Origin of the sequence: Hymenobacter sp. YIM 151858-1 (assembly GCF_025979705.1) — a bacterium.
In the GTDB taxonomy this organism is placed as follows: domain Bacteria; phylum Bacteroidota; class Bacteroidia; order Cytophagales; family Hymenobacteraceae; genus Solirubrum.
Window position 1 is genome coordinate 168,643 of sequence record NZ_CP110136.1, and the last position, 19,596, is coordinate 188,238.

The window sequence follows — 19,596 nt, forward strand, 5'->3', positions numbered from 1 at the left end:
GAAGGACCTTCTCACGCCTGAACGGCTGACGTAATAACGTCTTGTTCTTGTGTGAGAAGGTCCTTCGCTTTGCTCAGGATGACAGCGTTTACACTAAACCCCCAAGCCGCGCTCCGCAATGCGCAGGGTAAAGTGCTGCTTGGGCGCATTGCGCCGGAAGAACACCAGGCCGATAAAGAACAAATCGATGGTCAGCATCACGTCGGGGTGCGCTTTGATGGCCTCCCAGGCTCGGTCCATCTCGCCCGACCAATGAATGTCGTCGAACACGAAAACGGAGTTGTCGGTGCGGTGGGGGAGGCACTGCTCGAAGTAGCGCAGCGTGGGCACGTAGCGGTGGTTGCCGTCGAAAAAGGCGAAGTCGATGGGCTGCTGCAGCTGCGCCAGGACCTGCGGCAGCGTTTCGTCGAAGTTGCCTTCTGTCAGCTCCACGTTGCCTAGGTGCAGCTGCTCGAATGTTTCGCGGGCAACGGCAGCCGTTTGGGGGCAGCCTTCGAAGGTGAGCACCCGGGCCCGCGAACTGGCCGAAGCCAAATAGGCGGTAGTCAGACCTAGGGACGTGCCCAACTCGAGAATAGTAGTTGGCTGCAAGTGGTTCACCAACCGAAACAGCAGCTGCGCCAACCTGGGCGGCTTGGCCGCCGAGCGGGCTATGCTGCGCACGGCCCGCTCGTGGCCGGCGCCCGTGTGCGAACCGGCACCAAAATCGGTGATGCGCAGGCGGCGGGTATCCTCGCGTAGTGCGTGGCGACGGGCTTCAATGGCCTGAAAAGGCGCGAATTGCCCGGTGTGGCAAACCACGTCGAGGTAAACCGAAAAAACAAACGGGGAATGCAGCCCGTGTGCATTCCCCGATCGAAGCCAGTAGCGGATGTAGCGCAGTGCCTGGGGCAGTAGCGACAAAGCGGAGCGGGTTTAGTTGAGGCGGAACGGCACCACGAGCGTAAACTCGGGTATCTCGACCTCAAAGGTACGGCCATCGGCCACACGCTCCATCAGGTAGGTGCCGCGCATCTTGCCGATGCCGGTTTTCAGGTTGCAGCCCGATACGTACTGGTGCGCATCGCCGGGCTCGAGGGTGGGTTGCTGGCCCACCACGCCTTCGCCCTCCACCTCGCGCACCACGCCGTTGGCGTCGTAAATGTGCCAGTGGCGGCGCAGCAGCTTCACGGTGTATTCGCTGTGGTTGCGAATGTCGATTCTATAGGCAAAAACGAAATGTTCCTGGTTGGGGCTCGAATACTCGGACAGGTAGCTGGTCGATACGCTAACCGTCACGCCCTGAGTGGTTGTAGAGTTCATGGCAGCGGGGCCGAAACGGCAATGGGTGAGTATGGAAGGAGCTAACAGCAGCCTTTCGGATTTGGTTTACGTACGCAACCCGGCTACGTTTGGCCCAAGTTGTCGCATCCGTTTACCACCCCACAGGCATGACCGTAAAGATAGATGAAAGCTGGCGCAAGGTGTTGCAGCCCGAGTTCGAGAAGCCCTATTTTCAGGAGCTTATTCAATTTGTAAAGCAGGAGTACCAAACGCAAACGGTATACCCCGCGGGCGGCCAGATTTTCCATGCTTTCGACGCCTGCCCCTTCGAGCGGGTGAAGGTGGTTATCCTAGGTCAGGACCCGTACCACGGCAAAGGCCAGGCCCACGGATTGGCCTTTTCGGTGCAGTTTGGGGTTCGGTCGCCGCCTTCGCTCGTCAACGTGTTCAAGGAGCTGGAAAGCGACCTGGGCATCGCGCGCCCCGACAACGGCAACCTCGACCGGTGGGCCCAGCAAGGCGTGCTGCTGCTGAATGCCACGCTTACGGTACGCGCCTCCACGCCCGGCTCGCACCAGAAGAAAGGCTGGGAGGAGTTCACCGATGCCGTTATCCGCATCATCTCCGAGCAGAAGGAGCACGTGGTGTTCATCCTGTGGGGGGCCTACGCCCAGAAAAAAGCCGAGCTAATCGACAGCCGCAAGCACCTCGTGCTGAAAGCCGCGCACCCCTCGCCCTACGCCGCCGATAAAGGATTCTTCGGCTCGAAGCCCTTCAGCAAAACCAACGCTTACCTGCAGCAGAAAGGTCTGGAGCCCATTCAGTGGTAGGCCCGTTCCTCCGCTGTCATTGCGAGGACGAAGGACGAAGCAATCGGTCCTGGGCTGGGCACTACCTCTCACCTAGCAGCAACCGAAAAAATGTAGCGCGGACTTTCCCGCTCGCGTAGCTCAGATAGTAACTCCTGACCTAGCGACCTAAGCGGTTGAGATTACTATCCGGAACACGCGAACTGGAAAGTTCGCGCTACTTCGTTCGGCCGAGCCCTAAGTGGTTTTTCGCTTAGCGCTGAGGAGCGGTCGTGCCCAGCCCAGGACCGATTGCTTCGCTTGGCTCGCAATGACAGCAGGTTTGAAAACGCGACGGCCCGGTGAGGTAATCACCGGGCCGTCGCGTTTTGCCTAATGGCTGAACTTAGTCGATGGTATTAAACAAGCGGCTCCAGCGGATTTTACCACCCAGGCCGGCGTTCGGGTCGACGGACATCCAGATCAGCACGGCTTTGCCCACGATGTGGTCGGCGGGCACGAAGCCCCAGTAGCGCGAGTCGAGCGAGTCGTGGCGGTTGTCGCCCATCATGAAGTAGTAATCCTGTTTGAAGGTGTAGCTCGTCAGGGGCTTGCCGTTTTGCAGAATCTGGCCGTTGGCTACCGTGATGCCCTCGTTGCGCTCGTAGCGCTGAATAATCTTCTGGTACAGCGGCACGTTTTGCGGCGTCAGCTGCACGGTCTGGCCCTTTTTGGGCACTTGCAGCGGGCCGTAGTTGTCGCGGTTCCAGTTGGTGAGCGGGGCGGGCGTGCTGTGCGGGTAGTCGGGGTTGTTCGGGAACACGTCGGCCTCGGCTTTGCCGGGCTCGGTGGCGTCGTTCACCACGCTGCGCACGTAGGGCTGCTTCTTGAAGAACGCCGCGGTGGTGGCCGTCATGTCAACCATGTACACCGGCGTGTTGAAGGCCGGGTTGGGCTGCGGAATACCGCCCTGGGCGTAGTAGTCAACCACGCCCTGCTGCTGAAACGCGGCTTTCAGGTCGTCGTTGGGCTGCGGCACATCCAGGAAGTAGCGGCGCTGCGACTGCGGCGGCGTGGGCTGCGGCTTGCCGTTGATGAACACCTCCTGGTTTTTGATTTCGAGCACGTCGCCGGCCACGGCCACGCAGCGCTTGATGTAGTTGGTGCGCAAATCGGCGGGGTGCTGGTCCTCGAAGGGCACGTTGAACACCACCACGTCGCCGCGCTTTACCTCCGAAAAGCCCGGCAGGCGGTAGGAGGGCAGCTGAATCAGATCGGAGTAGCTTTTGATGGCCGTGCCCCACAGCGTTTGGTGCGTAAGTGGCACCTGCAGCGGGGTTTGCGGAGTGCGCGGGCCGTAGTGCAACTTGCTCACAAACAGGTAGTCGCCCACCAGCAGCGAGTGCTCCATGGAGGGCGTCGGGATGGTGTAGGCCTCAAACGTAGCCCAGCGAATGAGCGTGGCCGCCACCACCGCAAACAGGATGGCATCGCCCCACTCGCGCCAGAAGCCTTTGGGTTTGGTGGGCTGCTCGGCCGGTTTTTTCTTCCAGAAAGTAACTGCCATGGAGAACAACAAAGCGGCCGGGCCGCCTTTGGGTGTCGGTAGTGAAAAGATTTGTGCGGCTGAATATCTGATTTTCCGCGTCGATTAGCGCTAACGCCGACGAAAACCCGGTATTGCAGCCAGAAGAAACTTGCTTCTGCCGGATATAAAAAGAACGCGCCGAAACGCGTTCCATTTACTCGGCGGCAAACCCTAGGTGCTTGGAGGCTAAAGGCCCAGCAGGTCCTTCATGCCGAATACGCCCTGGCGGCCGGGCAGCCACTCGGCGGCCAGCACGGCGCCGTGCGCAAAGCCTTCGCGCGAGTAGGCCTCGTGCTTCAGCTCCAGGCCGTCCACGGGCGAGGTGTAGGTTACCACGTGGGTGCCTACGGTTTCAGAAAGGCGCTCCGAGATGATAGCCAACTCCTCCGGCGCCTGGGCCGGATCGTTGCGCCAGCGTTTCTTCTCGGGGTAGTGGCGCATAATGCCCTCGGCCACCGTGAGGGCCGTGCCGCTCGGCTGGTCGACCTTGTGCACGTGGTGGATTTCGCGCACTTGCACATCGTAGCCGCCAAACTGGTGCATTTTGGCCGCGATGTACTCGTTGAAGTGGAAGAACAGGTTTACGCCCACGCTGTAGTTGGAGGCGTAGAACAGCGCGCCGCCTTTATCCTGCGCCAAAGCCCGCGCCTCGGGGAAGTGGTGCAGCCAGCCCGTGGAGCCGCACACCACCGGCAGGCCCTGCTGCAGGCAGGCTTGCACGTTTTCGAAGGCGGCATCGGGGTGGGTAAACTCGATGGCTACATCGGCCTCGGCCGGGCCGAACTGGCTAAGCTGGGTTTCGGGGCGGGCGGGGTCGATGATGCCGGCAATCTGGTGGCCGCGGCTGATGGCCTGGGCTTCAATGGCCTGGCCCATTTTGCCATAGCCAATCAAAAGAATCTTCATAGAGCTAAAAGCGGCGCGGCACCGCCGGGCTGTGCCCGGGCCGCAGCGTAAAGGTAAGGGCAACACCGGCCGCCGGCCCGCTCGGGGTGGGCACGGCCGTAGGCTGCCAGCGTAAGCTTAAATCGTCGCTTACATCGAAATCGTGGAGGTGCGCATCCACCAGCGCGTCCAGCATTTGCAGGGCGTAAGCGCCCGCAATGTAGGCAACAAACACGTCGCGCTGGGTGCGGTAGAAGTTAAGCGCCTGCTGCTGGCCAGCATCGGTAGTGAATGTACTTGACCGCGGCCCCGTATCGGGTAAGCCTGCCCGGCGCGCGTTGTACCCGTCGCGAAACTCGCGGTAGCGGTCGAGGTAGAACAGCTCCCCGGCAATGGTACCACCTAGGGCGCCGTATACCAGCGGCAGCTTCCAGTACTTGCGGTTGTACACCTGCCCGGCGCCGGGCAGCACCGCGGCCAGTATCAGGGCTTTGGTGGGGCGGCTCACCCGCAGGCCCAGCAGCCGCTCGCGGCGGCGCAACGAGTCGGGCACGGTGGGGCCGGCCGCTACCTGCGCCGAGTCGGAGCCGGCCGTTACGGTTTGGGCCGAAGCGGGTGCGGAAAGACAAAGCAGCCCCACTGCCATAAGCAATGGGGCTACCGATAGGCGTATAGCGAATGGGTTGCTCATAAGTGCCACCCTCAACGTGGTTAGGCCGGTTGCAGTATGCTGATGATGCGGTGCATGTCTTCGGCCGAATCGAAGCTGATGCGAATTTCGCCGCGGCCTTGCGCTGTGGGCTTCACTTGTACGCGCGAACCAAAGCGGTCGGACAAGAAACGCTCGGCGCGTTTGGCTTCGGCCGGCGGCACGGGCAACGCATCCTCGGCGGGCTGGGGCTGGTTGGGCTTGGCCGCTACCGGCACGCCCTGGCGCACCAGCTGCTCGATGCGGCGCACCGACAGCTCCTCGGCCACAATGCGGTTGAACAGGTTAAGCTGGTGCTGCGCATCCTCCACGCTCAGCAGCGCGCGGGCGTGGCCCATGCTGATAACGTTGTCGCGCAGGCCGATCTGGATATCGGGCGGCAGCTTCAGCAGGCGCAGGTAGTTGGTTACGGTCGAGCGGTTTTTGCCCACCCGGTCGCCCAACTCCTCCTGCTTCAGGTTGCACTCGCTCACCAGGCGCTGGTAGCTCAGCGCAATTTCGATGGCGTTGAGGTTTTCGCGCTGGATGTTCTCGATCAGGGCCATTTCCAGCATCTGCTGGTCGTCGGCCTTGCGGATGTACGCCGGAATAGTCTCCAGGCCCGCGAGGCGCGAGGCCTGCAAGCGCCGCTCACCCGAAATCAGCTGGTATGCAGCGGGGCCGGTTTGGCGCACGGTAATGGGCTGAATAATGCCCTGTACCCGAATGCTTTCGGCCAGTTCCTGCAGCGCTTCCTGATCGAAGTGCGTGCGTGGCTGGTAGGGGTTCGCCTCGATTTGCTCCGTAGGAATAAACCCTACCGAGTTAACCGGGTGCGGCACCAGCCGTTCGCTCTTTTTCTCGTAGCTACCCTCGATGAGGGCGTTCAACCCGCGGCCCAGGCCACCCACGCGGCGCTTGGCCAGCGGCGTCTGGGCGGTTTTCTCTTCGTGCTTCTCTGACATACTCACTCTGAGGCCCTAGGGCCAGACGGCGGCCGAAGGGAAATCAAAAATAGCACAAACCCCCCGGAAGAAATCCACAATTTTTGTGGAACATTGGTGGATAAAGTATTTAACGATTTGCAATACAGGATGTTATCCGTGGAACAATTGTTTCTCGCGGTTCGCGAAAAACACGACTGAGCAGCTTTGAACCGAGCGTAAGTGCTTCGGAAACAGCCCGAAACGCGCGCAGTGCCCGGCCGCGCTACAACTGCTCGCGCACCAGCGTAAGCACGCGCTCCATCTCGTTGCGCACGGGGCCGGTTTCGGCCAGGTGGTTGTTGTTCAGGAAGCTGAAGGCCAGCAGCTGCCCCGAGCGCGTGCGCAAAAATCCGCAGAGGTTGTGCGCGTTGGTGAGCGTACCGGTTTTGCCCCAGAGCCACGGCCCCGCCGGGTCGAGGTACACGCGGCGCAGGGTGCCTTGCCGCCCGCCGGCCGCCAGCAAATCGAACAGGCGAGCTTCGGGTACCAGCTGGTGCAGTTTCAGGAGCACGGCCACCTGGTTGCGCGGGGTGGTGAGGTTCTGGCGCGAGAGGCCCGAGCCATCAACCCAAGCCAGCGAATCGGGCAAATCGTGCAGCCACTGCTGGCGGGCATAAGCAATTACGCGGGCTACATTCAGGCTGTCGTGGCCGAGCTGGCTCGAGCAGAGCAGCATGGTTTGCTCGGCCAGCAGGTTATCGCTCACCCGCACGGTGCGTCGCAGCAGCGAATCGATGCCTACGCTGTAGTACGTCCTAGGTGTTTCGTGGGGGCGCAGGCGCCAGGGGGCAGGGCGCACCTTCCGCTTCAGGGTATCGGCAAGAAGAGTAAGCAGCAGCTCGCGGCTGGTCCTGAACGGCGACTCGTCGGACCAGGACCTAGGGCTGGGGTACCAAGTGTAGCGGTTGGCTTCCAGCTCGCGGCCTACATGATCGGGGCTGGTGGCCGCGGTGGGGGCAGGCTTTACGTATTTGGCAAACCAGCGTGGTTGCACTGTTACGGCCTTTTGGCCGGGCTGGCGGTACTTGAAACGCACTACGTTGCCGTAGATCGGGAACGTACTGCGCTCGGGCTGAAAGTAGTACGGGTAATCATCCCAGCTCCAGCCAGGACCAAACTTAGGCTCGGCGGCGGGCGTTTCGGCGTAGTAAAGTTTGCCGGGCCAGCGTTTCAGCAAATCGTAAGCGCGGCGACTGGGCACGTCGCCGTGCAGCAGGGTAGGGTCGCCGGTGCCGCGAAAGATGAGCGAGTCGCCGTGCACTACGTAGCGCAACGCCGGCACCGAATCGGGCAGAATGCGCAGGGCCGTGTAGAGCGTGAGTAGCTTGTGGGTGCTGGCGGGTACAAAGTATTTATCGGCTTGCCAGCTGGCTAGCGTTTGCCCGGTGGCTACGTCGGTCAGCTGAAAGCCCACGTGGTGCTGGCGCAGCACGGCGGAGTTCTGCAGCTCGGGCAGCAGCCACGCGGCCGGGTTGGTAGCCGATTGGGTTGGTTGGGCCCGCGCCGCGCAGGCCAGGCAAGCAAACACAAGAAAAAGCAACGGGCGCATCATGGGCTAAGCTACGGCTTGGCGCCGCAAACCAACGAGACGCCGCCAATAACCTGCGCCGCACGCCACAACCCCCAACTCTTTCCGTACCTTTGTTTCCCGTTATGCCAGACCGACACCTCACCCCCCCGGCTGCGACGGCCAAGTACATTTTCGTAACAGGCGGAGTAACCTCCTCGCTGGGCAAAGGCATCATCTCGGCCTCCCTGGCCAAGCTGCTGCAAGCCCGCGGCTTCCGGGTTACCATCCAGAAGTTCGACCCCTACATCAACATCGACCCGGGCACGCTGAACCCCTATGAACACGGGGAGTGCTACGTAACCGACGACGGCGCCGAGACGGATCTCGACCTAGGGCACTACGAGCGGTTCCTGAACGTGCCCACCTCGCAGGCCAACAACGTAACCACCGGCCGCATCTACGATGCCGTAATCCGGAAGGAGCGCGAGGGTGCCTACCTGGGCAAAACCGTGCAGGTAGTGCCGCACATCACCGACGAGATTAAGCGGCGCATGCTGCTGCTCGGCCAAGAGGGCGAGTTCGATGTGGTGATTACCGAAATCGGTGGCTGCATCGGCGACATCGAGTCGTTGCCCTTCGTGGAGGCCGTGCGCCAGCTGCGCTGGGAGCTGCCCCCGCACGATTCGCTCGTAATTCACCTCACGCTGCTGCCGTACCTGGCGGCCGCCAAGGAGCTGAAAACCAAGCCTACGCAGCACTCGGTGCGCGATTTGCGCGAGGCCGGGCTGCAGCCCGATATTCTGGTGTGCCGCTCCGAGCACTCTATTCCGGCCGAAATGCGCAAGAAGATTGCCTTGTTCTGCAACGTGCAGGTCAACTCGGTTATCGAATCGCTCGACGCCGACAGCATTTACTCGGTGCCGCTGCTCATGCGCAAGGAGAAGCTCGACGAGCGCGTCATCAAGAAAATGAAGCTGACCGGCGGCTTTCCTGACCCCGACCTGGAAGTGTGGAAAGATTTCCTGGGCCGCCTGAAAAACCCCACCGAGGAGGTAACCGTGGCCCTGGTGGGCAAGTACGTAGAGCTGCCCGACGCCTACAAATCCATTCTGGAAGCGTTTGTGCACGCCGGTGCGCAAAACGAATGCAAGGTGACGGTGCGCATGATTCAGTCGGAGCACCTGACGCCCGAAAACGCCGAGCAGATGCTGCACGGCGCCGATGGTGTGCTGGTAGCTCCGGGTTTTGGCGAGCGGGGCTTCGAGGGCAAGCTGGCCGCCATCCGCTACGTGCGCGAGTCGGGCATTCCATTCTTTGGTATTTGCCTCGGTATGCAGTGCGCCGTGGTGGAGTTTGCCCGCAACGTGCTGGGCCTGCAGGGCGCCAACTCCACCGAAATGGACGCCGAAACGCCGTTTCCGGTTATTGGCCTGATGGCCGACCAGAAGAACATCACCCAAAAGGGCGGCACCATGCGCCTAGGTGCGTACGTGTGTGAGCTGCGCAAGGGCTCGAAGGCTGCCAAGGCCTACGGCCGCACGCACATCGAAGAGCGCCACCGCCACCGCTACGAGTTCAACAACGAGTTTCTGCAGCAGTTTGAGGCCGCTGGCATGATAGCTTCGGGCACTAACCCCGATACCGGCCTGGTGGAAATGATTGAGCTGCCCGAGCACCCGTGGTTTGTGGCCGGTCAGTTTCACCCCGAACTGAAGAGCACCGTGCAAAACCCGCACCCCTTGTTCGTGCGCTTCGTGCGGGCCGCCATTCAGCACCACAAGCAGCAAGTAGCAGTAGCGTAGGGTAAATGAGTTGAAGCATAGCACGTTATGCTTCATCTGACGTCCGCTTGTCGAAGCATCTCCTCTGATAGTGATTTTGCTATCTAGTAAAGCGGTAGAGATGCTTCGACAAGCGGACGTCAGATGAAGCCTGACGTTCTTTATCATTCTTATTCTCAGCCAATTTGGCAGGTTGCCCTAGGTGCGCCCGGTTGTTGCAACCCCCGGAACCCGACCGAGTTTGTACGGGGTTGTTAGCAGTTAGCTGAATGCCACGTACTTTTGCGGCTCGCTTGGGCAGTGGCGAGCCGGAGGCCGGCTGTAACTGCCTTTTACCCAATACCTAATCCATTCATGGATCGAAATCAGGCCACCGGCCTCATGCTCATGTCGGCCATGCTGCTGATTTACCTGTTCTTCTTCTCGCCGAAGAAGGAAGAGCAGGCCCAGCAACCCGCCAAGCCAGCAGTTGCTGCCGCCGCAGCCCGCCCCGATACCACCACGGCCCCCGCTGTTGCCCAGCTCGACTCGGCCGCGCTGGTGCGCAACCTAGGTGCATTTGCTGCCGCTGCCCAAGGCACCGAGCAAAACGTGGAGCTGCGCAACAGCAAGGTTACCGTTTCGCTGAGCACGCGCGGCGGCCGCCCCCAAGTGGTGTTGCTCAACGACGAAAAAACGTACTTCGGCACCCCGTTGTACCTGCTCGATAAGCAGAGCGGCGGTATCGACGTGCAGGTGCCCGCCGCCGATGGCCGCAAGGTGAAGCTTTCGAGCCTCAACTTCCGCCCCTCGGCCGTGCAGCCCGTAACCGAGGGCAACAAGCAAGGCCAGCGCGTGCAGTTTGTAGCTGAGCTGGCGCCCGGCCAGCAGATTCTGCAGACCTACACGCTCTACAACGACTCGTACCAGCTGGCCTACAACCTGAAGTTTCAGGGGCTGAACGGTGTGGTAACGGCCGAGCCGCTGACGCTCACCTGGCTCGACAAAGTGCGTCAGACGGAAAAGAGCGCGAAGCAAAACCGCAACCACACCACCATCAACTACTACCTGGCCGAAGACGATCTGGGCTCGATTGCCGAGGCCAGCGAAGACCCCGAGGAGCAGGTGGCGCCGGGCCCGGTAAAATGGATCGGCCACAAGCACGATTTCTTTACGGCCGGCCTGATTGCTGACAAAGAATTTGCCAATGGCAAGTTCAACTCGAACGTAAACAACGCCGACAGCACCTTCCTGAAGACGTTGCAAAGCACCGTACAGATTCCGGCCGCCGATGTGCAGTCGGCCAGCGGTGCCAGCTTCCAGTACTACTTCGGTCCGAACTCCTTCCCGATCCTGAAGAAGGTAGCGCCCAACTTCGAGCGCAACGTGTACCTGGGCTGGGGTATTTTCCGGTACGTAAACCGCTTCCTGGTTATTCCGGTCTTCAACTTCCTCGAGCAGTACATCAGCTCGTACGGTATCATCATCGTGCTGCTGGTAATTATCATCAAGCTGGCCCTGTGGCCGCTGGTGTATAAGTCGTACCTGTCGCAGGCCAAGATGCGCGTGCTGAAGCCCGAAATCGACCAGATTAAGGAGCGCCTCGGCGACGACCAGATGGCCGTGCAGCAGGAAACCATGAAGCTGTACCAGAGCACCGGCGCCAGCCCGCTCAGCGGCTGCTTGCCCATGCTGGCTACGCTGCCCATCCTGTTTGCGCTGTTCCAGTTCTTCCCGAACGCTATTGAGCTGCGCGGCGAATCGTTCTTGTGGGCGCAGGACCTGAGCACCTACGACGACCCCATTAAGCTGCCCTTCATGGTGCCGTTCCTGGGCAACCACATCAGCTTGTTTACGCTGCTGATGACCATCTCGACGCTGCTGATGACCTGGCAGAGCAACCAGATGAACCCGGCCGCCATGCAGGGCCCGATGAAGTTCTACAGCTACCTGATGCCGCTGATTTTCTTCTTCGTGCTGAACGACTTCCCGGCGGGCCTTACGTGGTACTACTTCGTGTCGAACATCGTAACGTTTGCCCAGCAGGCCATTACCCGCACCTTCGTCGACGAAGACAAGCTGCACGCCCAGCTGCAGGCCAACAAAGAGAAAAACAAGGACAAGAAGCCCGGTGGCTTTCAGGCCCGCCTGGCCGAGGCAATGAAAGCCGCGCAGGAGCGCGAAGCCGATACCCGCAAGCAGTCGAAGAAAAAATAGTTTGGCCGCTCTGCGCTAATGCATTAAAAGCCTCCCGGTTGGTAGCCGGGAGGCTTTTTTGTGCCTGAATATTCGGTATTTGCAGTATTGGTCCGCTTTTGGCAATGGCCCGGGCATCGCCTTCTCTCAACAACTACTATGCGTGCATCTTTACTTACGCTGGGCCTGGGTTTGCTGATTAGCACCCTGCCTGCCTGCACCGTGAACTACTACGTGGCCGCGCCGGCCGCCGCGCCCGCGCAACCCCCGGTTCCGCAACCCGGCTACGACTACGATTACCCCGCACCCGGCCCCGTTGCTAGCGGGCCGGCAGGGCCCTCCAGAGGTCCTGCCTATCCGCCGCCCACGGCACCACCTAGGGTGCCGCCCGGGCGTACTACGCCGCCCCCGGTACGCACCACGCCGCCTCCGCCCGTAAGAACTACCCCGCCGCCGGTGCGCAATAACCCCGCACCCACGAGGCCGCCCGTACGCACCAACCCTACGCCGAGTACGCCAGCCCCTACCACTCCGCCGCCGGCGCACACGCCGGGCAGCACAGCCCCACCGCCCGCCTCGCACACCCCGCCGGTGCGCCCGCCCCGTACGCCGCGGCCCAGGGTTGATGAAACCATCGGTAACCCCGTGCCTGCTACAACCCCAACAGGGGGCAGCACCACGCCACCCGTTGGGCCAAACAAGCCAACCACTTCGGGCACGCCAGGGCCGGGGGGCAACGCGCCCGCGCCAACGCCGCAGCAGCCTACCTTGCCCACGGCCCCTCCAAAGCGGGCCGAGGTACCGGCTGCCCCGGCCGAAAGCCCCGCGCCTCCGACTAGGCCCGAAGCCAACCCCAACAGCCCGGCTTACCCAACTTCGCACACGCCCGATACTAAACCCACGCCCGGCCCGGGCCGCGGGCATGACGCCGACCCCATGCCCACCGCTCCGCCCGTTGAAAGCAGCCCCCAGGTGCCCACCGGCCCCACCACGCGCCTGCCCATCGAGCAGGAGCCGCGGGTTGAGCCGGCACCCGTGCCCCAGAGCAATGCGCCGGTGCTCGTGTTCAGCAAAAGGCCTTGCCTGGGCAGGTGCCCGCACTTCGAGGCCAGTATTTTTGCCGATGGCCGCGTGCAGTACGTTGGTTACCAGCACGTAGTGAAAATGGGTGCCCACGAGTTGCGGCTTGCTCCGGAGGTAGTGGCCGCAATGCTCAATCAGGCCAATGCCATTCAGTTCCGAAGCCTGAACGAGCAGTACCTGAGCGGCGCATCGGATATGCCCTCCACCTTCCTGACGCTCAACGAGCCGGGGAAGCCCGGTAAAACCGTGCAGGTCGAAACCGAAGCGCCTGCGCAGCTGATGAGCTTGCTAAACTTCATCGAAAGCGAAATAGGGCGGCTCACGGGCGAGGCGGCCACAAACTAGCCCTAGGTTGCCCAACCGCCCAGGGGCGGGTGTAGGTGCCGGTTGTCAGCAAACCTTGGTAGTGGGCCAGGTTGCTGATGGCCGGCACCTGCGGCTTTAGGGCAATGACGCAGCAAGCAGGTTGCATTTTTTGAACGGCTGCAATCGGGGTTTCACCCTAAAGTTGTGGTGGTTAGTCGAAAAGAAGATTTGTATATAATAAATACAATATAATCAATTAATAACAATGCTGACGAGGTAGGCGTACAGGTACTGTGGTGTTTGACAATTAGCCGCATTTTGTTCAACAAACCAACTTGATATGTCTCATGCAGAAAGCCAGGCAATATCAAGGGAATACCTCTCGTTTATCAATAACAAAGATTTCCCTTGCGTTGCGGCCAAAACGGCCCTTACCTGGAATCAACTCCATTGCTACGTTGTCGACCACTTGGCTTGCCCCAAGGACGATGCCGACATCCTGCAGTTTGTATACGATTTCGTAGATGCCTACCGCCAGTCGGATAAGCTGTACCACAGCGCCGCCGTGGTGTTCAAAGGCCCCGAAGAAATAAGCGAGGCCATGTTCGAGCAGCTGTTCTGGCAACGGCTGCAGTCGCTCTCCAACCTCGATGCCCGCCGCTACGGCTACGACCCCAGGGTGGTGGCCGACCCAGCCTCGCCCGACTTCAGCTTTAGCCTGAAAGAAGAAGCGTTTTTCGTGATAGGCCTGCACCCGGGCAGCACCCGCGCCGCGCGGCGCTTTAAGTACCCCACCATGGTGTTTAACGCGCACCAGCAGTTTGAGCAACTGCGCGAAAACGGCCGCTACGAATACCTGCAGAAAACCATCCGGAAGCGCGACGAAGCTTTCTCGGGCTCCGTAAACCCCATGCTGGCCAACTTCGGCGAGGCCTCCGAAGCGCATCAGTACACCGGCAGCCTGCACGACGAATCCTGGAAATGCCCCTTTTTAAGCCAACATGGACGAACTGACCGTAATACCGCCGCGTAGCGGTGCCGCCTTCGAGCTGCGCAAGGGCCAACGCTTGCGCGTGGTTGATTTGCAGGGCGAGCAGGTATCGGATTTTGTGTGCTACAACCGGCACGACCCCAACGAGTACCTCTCGTCGGGCCGCACGATTGACTACGCCGAAACCATCTTCCTGACCACCGGGCATCCGTTTTACTCGAACCGCAGCAACGTAATGTTCGAGCTGGTGGAGGACACCGTGGGCCGGCACGATTTCCTGCTCACGCCGTGCTCGGCCGATACGTTTCGCATTATTTACGGGCACGAGCACCCGCACCGCGGCTGCTTCGGTAACCTCTGCGAGGCGCTGCAGCCCTACGGCATCAGCCCCGACAGCATCCCGATTTGCTTCAACATCTTCATGCACGTAACCGTGGACGGCGAGACGGGCAAGGTGGGCGTGCTGCCCCCCAAAAGCCGCGCCGGCGACTACGTAGTAATTGAAGCCAAGATGGACCTGATTGTGGGCATGACGGCCTGCTCGGCCGAAATGTCGAACAACTACGCCTTCAAGCCCATCGGCTACCAAATAGAAGGCTAACGGCCCCTAGGTGCCCGAAACGTCAGGGCCCGGCTGCAGCAGTTGCAGCCGGGCCCTGACGTTTGTAATCCGGGCTTGCCCTAGGTCAGTCTTTCCAGACGCGCTCCAGCACCAGCTGGTTCATGGGGTTGGGTGTGAGGCCATGCACGTTGTTTTGCGTGAGGCGCACCACCTGGTCGTAGTACAGCGGAATAACGGGCACATCGCGCACCACCAGGCGGTCCATGGCCTGGTACAGCTCCCAGCGGCGGCGGTCGTCGCGCTCCAGCTTGGCTTGCTCGTAGAGGCGGTCGTATTCGGGGTTTTTGTAATGGGTTTTGTTGGGGCCGGCCGGCGAGAAGTTAGCGCTGTAAAACAAGGCGAGGTAGTTCTCGGCATCGGGGTAGTCGCCGAGCCACGACTTGGTAAAAAACGCCGCCCGGCCGTTGTCCACCATCTCCTGGTGCGCCGCCGATTGGTTCACGTCGATTTGCACCTGCACGCCCACTTCGGCCCACTTCTTCTGGAGGTACTCGCTTATTTCTTTGGTGTCGGCCACGGTGCTCAGGCGCAGGCGCAGCGGTTTGCCGGGCCCGTAACCGGCCTCGCGCAGCAACTGGCGGGCTTTTTCGGGCTGATACGTGTAGCCCGGCACCGCCTGCTGGCTAAACGACGGCAGCGACGACGGCACGAAGCCCGAATGGCCCGGCACGCCCACGTTGTTGAGGAAATAAGCCAGCAGCTCGGGCTTGTTGAGGGCGTAGTTAAGCGCCTGCCGCACGCGCCGGTCGCGCAGGGCCGGCTGGTCGGCGTCGCCGCGCAGGTTGGTGGCATCCTGCTGAATCCCTAAGTACTCGGTGTTCAAATAGGGCACCTTCTCGAAGCGGAACTTGCCCGCAAAGTCTTCGCGCAGCTGGCCGTTGGGGTACAAAATCAAATCGCGCGAGCCGGCCCGAATGCCCGACAGGAAATCGAGCTTGCCCTGCTGAAACGTCAGAAACTCCGATTTGCGGTCAGAAATAAAGCTGATTTGCACCGCGTCGAGGTAAGGGAGCTGCTTGCCCTTGGCATCGCGCCGCCAGTAGTTGGGGTTGCGGTGGTACACAATGGCCGAGCCCTCGTCCCAGCGCCGGAACACGAAAGGGCCGGTGCCCACCGGGTGCTCCCGAAAGTCTTTGCCGTAGCGCTCCACGGCCTCGCGCGGCACCACGTAGGCATAGGGCATCGTGAGGATACCCAGAAACGGAATGAACGGCTCCTTGAGGTAGATGCGCACCGTAGAGTCGTTGGGGGCCACAAAGGCGGTATCCGATGGTTCGCCCTGGGCGTTTTCGAGCACCTTACCCCGGAAAATCCAGCCGCCGGGGCTGGCCGTGGGCTTGTCGAGGATGCGGCGGAAAGAGTAAACCACGTCGTGGGCCTTTACCTCGCGGCCCTTGCCCCCCGGAAATACCTCCGAATCGTGGAAACGCACACCCGGGCGCAGCACAAAGGTGTAGCGTCGGCCATCGGGCGAAATATCGTAGCGGCGGGCCAGGGCAGGGGCGGGGCGCAGCGAGTCGTTCAGCTCTACCAAGCCGTTGTAGAGCTGCGTAACGGCCCAAATGTTGGCCTGATTGCGGGAAAACGCCGGGTCGAGCGAGGTAAGGGCCTCGGGCTGGTTGTAGCGGAACACGCGCCGCTCGTCGGCGGGCTTATCGGCCGCGCCGCACGCACTCAGCAGCGCCAGCACCGGCAGCGCCAGGCTGCGCCCTAGGTGCTGGCGGCGGCGGAATAAAGCAGGAGGGGAGAAAAGAGGGTTCAAGTGCTTACGGGGCCAGGAGCTAGCAGCCGCCATTGGCTTAGGCAAAGGAAAAGAACTCAGAAGCAGGCCGTTGCCCGGCGGATGAGCGCGCCTTTGGCACTAGGCTTTGGCTCTTTTCGAAGGGGTTTCGGAAGGGCCGCCAGATGCCAAAAAACGGGCTCCGCGAACGGGAAAGACGTGTATATTTGTAGCAAAGTACGGCTAAATCTGCGCTCGGCCGCAGCCGTGTTTATCCGCTAACTTCGCTGCATGGAACTTACCTATTACGGACACTCCTGCTTTGGTCTGCTGGTGGGCGGCTCGCGCCTGCTGTTCGATCCGTTCATCCGGCCCAACGCGTTGGCCAAAGACGTACAGGTAGATCAGATCCAGGCCGACTTTATCCTGCTCTCGCACGGCCACTTCGACCACGTATCGGAAGTTGAGGAAATTGGCAAGCGCACCAACGCCCCGCTGGTAGGTATGTTTGAGGTGCTGAGCTGGTTTGAGCAGAAAGGCCTGCAGGCGCCGTACAAAATGAACATCGGCGGCCGCGCGCAGCTGCCCTTCGGTACCGTAAAGATGGTGCCGGCCGTGCACAGCTCCTCCATGCCCGATGGCTCGTACGGCGGCGTGGCCGGCGGCTTCGTGCTCGAAACCGCCGAAGGCAACCTGTACTTTGCCGGCGACACGGCCCTCACCTACGAAATGAAGCTCATCGGCGAGCGTACCAAGCTCGACGTAGCCCTGCTGCCCATCGGCGACAACTTCACCATGGGCATCGACGATGCTTTGCAGGCGGCCCAGTGGCTTGGCGTAAAGCGCGTGGTGGGCATGCACTACGACACCTTTCCGCCGATTAAGCTCGACCACGACGCGGCGCAGCGCAAAGCGCAGGAGGCCGGTGTGGAGCTGGTGCTGCTGAACATCGGCCAAACGATTAACTTGTGAAAGCTTTCAGCCGATAGCGGCAAGCCATTGGCCGAAAACTTCGTCATAAACTAACAGCTAAAAGCCAACAGCTAATAGCTCAGAACACATGGGTAAAATTATTGCGGTAGCAAACCAGAAAGGCGGCGTGGGCAAAACCACCTCGTCCATCAACCTCGCGGCGTCGTTGGCTGCGCTGGAATACCGCACCCTGCTGGTAGATGCCGATCCGCAGGCCAACGCCACCTCCGGCGTGGGCTTCGATCCGAAGGACATCCAACACAGCATTTACGAGTGCATGGTCGACGGCATCAACGCCCAGGACATTATCCTGCAGACCAATATTCTGCCTCACCTCGACCTGATGCCTTCGCACATCGACCTGGTAGGGGCCGAGGTGGAAATGATCAACCTGCCCAACCGCGAGGAAAAGATGAAGCAGGCGTTGGCGGCGTTGGCCGATCAGTACGACTTCATCATCATCGACTGTTCGCCCTCCCTAGGTCTGATCACCGTAAACGCCCTCACGGCCGCCAACTCGGTGATTATCCCGGTGCAGTGCGAGTACTTTGCCCTGGAGGGCCTGGGCAAGCTGCTGAACACCATCAAGATTATCCAGAGCCGCCTGAACCCGCAGTTGGAAATCGAGGGCATCCTGCTCACGATGTACGACGTGCGTTTGCGCCTCTCCAACCAGGTGGTAGAAGAGGTAAAGCTGCACTTCCAGCAACTGGTGTTCGATACCATCATTCCGCGCAACGTAAAGCTGTCGGAGTCGCCGAGCTTCGGTATTCCGGTTATCCTGCACGATGCCGAAAGCAAAGGCTCGATCAGTTACCTGAACCTGGCCCGCGAAATCGTGGAGAAAAACGCCGTAACCCAGGACGGCGCCGCTTACGCCGAAGGCGACGCCGCGTAAACGTTATTTGCTACTTCAGCCTGCAAGGGCAGCTCCTACCTAGGAGCTGCCCTTTTGCTTTGCCTCAAAAACCCGCGCCGGGGAGTGCGAAGCCGGACAGCGTGCGGCTGGGATTATCGGGTGTTGGTGGTGCGCCGATTAGCCGAAAACCCACGATCAAGCATCTCATCAGTAGGCAATTATGATTTATTGTAGAGGTATTGTATTTGTTATATTATTCCTTGATGAAATAAAATTTAAAGATTAAATTATCTAAACAAAACATCAAACCGTACAAGGTATGGCTCCCTACAGCTACTGCTTTTCCGCCGTGGCGCACTCGTGCTCTTCGCTATTACCCGCCCACCTCTTCTCCACCCGCTATGAAGCATGCTTTACTGTTATTCCTCCTGTCGGTAGGGCAGGTGGGATACTTACAGAGTTCGGCTTCGGGGCAAAACCTGATCCAGAACGGAACCTTTAGCAAGTACCCGGCGCACTCGGCCACTGCCGCCGAACTGCCGCCCGGAACCGACCTAGGCGGCTGGAGCAGTGGTTTGGGGTATGCCGGCACCAGCATGTACCCGCCCGATACCAAGATATCGGTGCAAACGGGCTCCGTTGTTTACTACTACAACATGGTGCGCCAAGGTACTTTCCCCGGCGACCCGGCCAACCGCGTGCCGCCGTCCAGCACTTGGCTGTACTCCAACGGCAATATCAGCGGCTTGCCCATGACGGTGTGGATTCAGCGCGTGGAGGTGAAGCCCAATGCCGATTACCTGTTCAGCTTTTATACCTCCAACGCCATCAGCTCGGAGCGCGACCTGAAGTCGGACCCGGTGCTGCGCATCGAGGTGGATGGCAAGCAGGTAGGAAAAGACATGCAGGTGTACGACGAGGCCGATCCGCGCTCGGGCCACAACGGCCGCGACGGTTGGGACCGGCGCGTAGTGCACTTTCAAACCGGGCCCACCACTACCAGCATCGAGCTGAAGATTATTGACCTGGCCACCGATAGCAACGGCGACGACCTGGCCCTTACCGCCCTGGACTTGCACCAGGCTACCAAGGAAGAAATTATTCGGGCCACCGCGCCCAGCGGGCTGGCGCTGTTTCCTAACCCCGCCGTGCGCTCTACCCGGCTCGACCTGCGCACCCTGCCCTTGGGCAAGTACGAGGTTATGTTTATCGACGCGGTGGGGCGGTGGGTACGCACCGAGCAACACCTGGGCGGCGAAATGCAGGCCATTGATTTGCGCGACCTGCCCGTGGGCACGTATTTGGTGCGGATACGCGGCGGCAAAAACAGCCACACCCTGCGCCTGCTAAAAGAGTAGGCCCGGCCCGCCACCCAGGGG

At 60.8% G+C, this 19,596-nt stretch carries 18 protein-coding genes; 9 read left to right on the plus strand and 9 right to left on the minus strand.

Translation table 11 applies throughout. The features are described from left to right. Positions 1-93 precede the first annotated feature (93 nt). Positions 94-903 carry an O-methyltransferase gene (locus OIS50_RS00660; RefSeq protein ID WP_264692410.1) on the minus strand — a complete coding sequence of 270 codons (810 nt, stop codon included), beginning with the start codon at positions 901-903 and terminating at the stop codon, positions 94-96. Positions 904-915: 12 nt separating this feature from the next. After that, positions 916-1,302 (minus strand): Co2+/Mg2+ efflux protein ApaG, encoded by a 387-nt coding sequence (apaG, locus tag OIS50_RS00665; protein ID WP_059072616.1) that lies wholly within the window; start codon positions 1,300-1,302, stop codon positions 916-918. A gap of 128 nt (positions 1,303-1,430) precedes the next feature. On the opposite strand from apaG, the gene OIS50_RS00670 reads away from it, so the two are divergent. Beyond that, positions 1,431-2,093: a uracil-DNA glycosylase gene (locus tag OIS50_RS00670; RefSeq protein WP_264692411.1), complete on the plus strand. Its 663-nt coding sequence runs from the start codon at positions 1,431-1,433 to the stop codon at positions 2,091-2,093. 364 nt (positions 2,094-2,457) lie between these two features. Here OIS50_RS00670 and lepB read toward each other — a convergent pair whose 3' ends face one another. The 5 genes from lepB to OIS50_RS00695 form a co-directional block, all read right to left on the minus strand. Beyond that, positions 2,458-3,618 carry a signal peptidase I gene (gene lepB, locus OIS50_RS00675; RefSeq protein ID WP_264692412.1) on the minus strand — a complete coding sequence of 387 codons (1,161 nt, stop codon included), beginning with the start codon at positions 3,616-3,618 and terminating at the stop codon, positions 2,458-2,460. Between the two features lie 207 nt (positions 3,619-3,825). Beyond that, positions 3,826-4,545 carry a 4-hydroxy-tetrahydrodipicolinate reductase gene (gene dapB, locus OIS50_RS00680; RefSeq protein WP_264692413.1) on the minus strand — a complete coding sequence of 240 codons (720 nt, stop codon included), beginning with the start codon at positions 4,543-4,545 and terminating at the stop codon, positions 3,826-3,828. 4 nt (positions 4,546-4,549) lie between these two features. Continuing rightward, positions 4,550-5,170 (minus strand): DUF5683 domain-containing protein, encoded by a 621-nt coding sequence (locus OIS50_RS00685; protein ID WP_264692414.1) that lies wholly within the window; start codon positions 5,168-5,170, stop codon positions 4,550-4,552. Positions 5,171-5,235: 65 nt separating this feature from the next. Then, entirely contained in the window at positions 5,236-6,177 is a 942-nt protein-coding gene (locus OIS50_RS00690) for a ParB/RepB/Spo0J family partition protein (RefSeq protein ID WP_264692415.1), read from the minus strand. 244 nt (positions 6,178-6,421) lie between these two features. Then, on the minus strand, positions 6,422-7,726 hold the full coding sequence (locus OIS50_RS00695) for a D-alanyl-D-alanine carboxypeptidase/D-alanyl-D-alanine-endopeptidase (protein ID WP_264692416.1): 1,305 nt from the start codon (positions 7,724-7,726) through the stop codon (positions 6,422-6,424). 125 nt (positions 7,727-7,851) lie between these two features. Here OIS50_RS00695 and OIS50_RS00700 point away from each other — a divergent pair, with 125 nt between their 5' ends. Further along, positions 7,852-9,510, plus strand: coding sequence for a CTP synthase (locus tag OIS50_RS00700; protein WP_264692417.1), 1,659 nt, complete (start codon positions 7,852-7,854; stop codon positions 9,508-9,510). Positions 9,511-9,843: 333 nt separating this feature from the next. Further along, entirely contained in the window at positions 9,844-11,685 is a 1,842-nt protein-coding gene (gene yidC / locus OIS50_RS00705) for a membrane protein insertase YidC (protein WP_264692418.1), read from the plus strand. 332 nt (positions 11,686-12,017) lie between these two features. On the opposite strand, the gene OIS50_RS00710 is transcribed toward yidC, so the two are convergent. Beyond that, entirely contained in the window at positions 12,018-12,299 is a 282-nt protein-coding gene (locus tag OIS50_RS00710) for a hypothetical protein (protein ID WP_264692419.1), read from the minus strand. Between the two features lie 301 nt (positions 12,300-12,600). Between OIS50_RS00710 and OIS50_RS00715 the strand changes: the two genes are divergently transcribed. The 3 genes from OIS50_RS00715 (at position 12,601) to OIS50_RS00725 (ending at position 14,645) form a co-directional block, all read left to right on the plus strand. Beyond that, on the plus strand, positions 12,601-13,092 hold the full coding sequence (locus OIS50_RS00715; protein WP_264692420.1) for a DUF6438 domain-containing protein: 492 nt from the start codon (positions 12,601-12,603) through the stop codon (positions 13,090-13,092). A gap of 301 nt (positions 13,093-13,393) precedes the next feature. After that, positions 13,394-14,086, plus strand: a complete 693-nt coding sequence (gntA, locus tag OIS50_RS00720; RefSeq protein ID WP_264692421.1) for a guanitoxin biosynthesis heme-dependent pre-guanitoxin N-hydroxylase GntA — start codon at positions 13,394-13,396, stop codon at positions 14,084-14,086. Next, positions 14,055-14,645, plus strand: coding sequence for an urea carboxylase-associated family protein (locus OIS50_RS00725; RefSeq protein WP_264692422.1), 591 nt, complete (start codon positions 14,055-14,057; stop codon positions 14,643-14,645). Before gntA ends, OIS50_RS00725 begins: the two co-directional genes overlap by 32 nt. A gap of 85 nt (positions 14,646-14,730) precedes the next feature. Here OIS50_RS00725 and OIS50_RS00730 read toward each other — a convergent pair whose 3' ends face one another. Continuing rightward, entirely contained in the window at positions 14,731-16,428 is a 1,698-nt protein-coding gene (locus tag OIS50_RS00730) for an ABC transporter substrate-binding protein (protein WP_264692423.1), read from the minus strand. Positions 16,429-16,677: 249 nt separating this feature from the next. Between OIS50_RS00730 and OIS50_RS00735 the strand changes: the two genes are divergently transcribed. The 3 genes from OIS50_RS00735 to OIS50_RS00745 all read left to right on the plus strand — a co-directional run bounded on the left by OIS50_RS00735 (position 16,678) and on the right by OIS50_RS00745 (position 19,575). After that, on the plus strand, positions 16,678-17,358 hold the full coding sequence (locus OIS50_RS00735; RefSeq protein ID WP_264692424.1) for a metal-dependent hydrolase: 681 nt from the start codon (positions 16,678-16,680) through the stop codon (positions 17,356-17,358). Between the two features lie 88 nt (positions 17,359-17,446). Beyond that, positions 17,447-18,256, plus strand: coding sequence for a ParA family protein (locus OIS50_RS00740; RefSeq protein WP_264692425.1), 810 nt, complete (start codon positions 17,447-17,449; stop codon positions 18,254-18,256). Between the two features lie 362 nt (positions 18,257-18,618). Continuing rightward, complete coding sequence (locus OIS50_RS00745; protein ID WP_264692426.1) at positions 18,619-19,575, plus strand: T9SS type A sorting domain-containing protein; 957 nt, start codon at positions 18,619-18,621, stop codon at positions 19,573-19,575. The last annotated feature ends 21 nt before the right edge of the window (positions 19,576-19,596 follow it).

Coding starts and splice junctions, on each gene's coding strand:
- apaG (WP_059072616.1), bottom strand. CDS start 1,302: ATGAACTCTACAACCACTCAGGGCGTGACGGTTAGCGTATCGACCAGC.
- OIS50_RS00670 (WP_264692411.1), top strand. CDS start 1,431: ATGACCGTAAAGATAGATGAAAGCTGGCGCAAGGTGTTGCAGCCCGAG.
- lepB (WP_264692412.1), bottom strand. CDS start 3,618: ATGGCAGTTACTTTCTGGAAGAAAAAACCGGCCGAGCAGCCCACCAAA.
- dapB (WP_264692413.1), bottom strand. CDS start 4,545: ATGAAGATTCTTTTGATTGGCTATGGCAAAATGGGCCAGGCCATTGAA.
- OIS50_RS00685 (WP_264692414.1), bottom strand. CDS start 5,170: ATGGCAGTGGGGCTGCTTTGTCTTTCCGCACCCGCTTCGGCCCAAACC.
- OIS50_RS00690 (WP_264692415.1), bottom strand. CDS start 6,177: ATGTCAGAGAAGCACGAAGAGAAAACCGCCCAGACGCCGCTGGCCAAG.
- OIS50_RS00700 (WP_264692417.1), top strand. CDS start 7,852: ATGCCAGACCGACACCTCACCCCCCCGGCTGCGACGGCCAAGTACATT.
- yidC (WP_264692418.1), top strand. CDS start 9,844: ATGGATCGAAATCAGGCCACCGGCCTCATGCTCATGTCGGCCATGCTG.
- OIS50_RS00710 (WP_264692419.1), bottom strand. CDS start 12,299: ATGGTTTCATCAACCCTGGGCCGCGGCGTACGGGGCGGGCGCACCGGC.
- OIS50_RS00715 (WP_264692420.1), top strand. CDS start 12,601: ATGCCCACCGCTCCGCCCGTTGAAAGCAGCCCCCAGGTGCCCACCGGC.
- gntA (WP_264692421.1), top strand. CDS start 13,394: ATGTCTCATGCAGAAAGCCAGGCAATATCAAGGGAATACCTCTCGTTT.
- OIS50_RS00725 (WP_264692422.1), top strand. CDS start 14,055: ATGGACGAACTGACCGTAATACCGCCGCGTAGCGGTGCCGCCTTCGAG.
- OIS50_RS00735 (WP_264692424.1), top strand. CDS start 16,678: ATGGAACTTACCTATTACGGACACTCCTGCTTTGGTCTGCTGGTGGGC.
- OIS50_RS00740 (WP_264692425.1), top strand. CDS start 17,447: ATGGGTAAAATTATTGCGGTAGCAAACCAGAAAGGCGGCGTGGGCAAA.
- OIS50_RS00745 (WP_264692426.1), top strand. CDS start 18,619: ATGAAGCATGCTTTACTGTTATTCCTCCTGTCGGTAGGGCAGGTGGGA.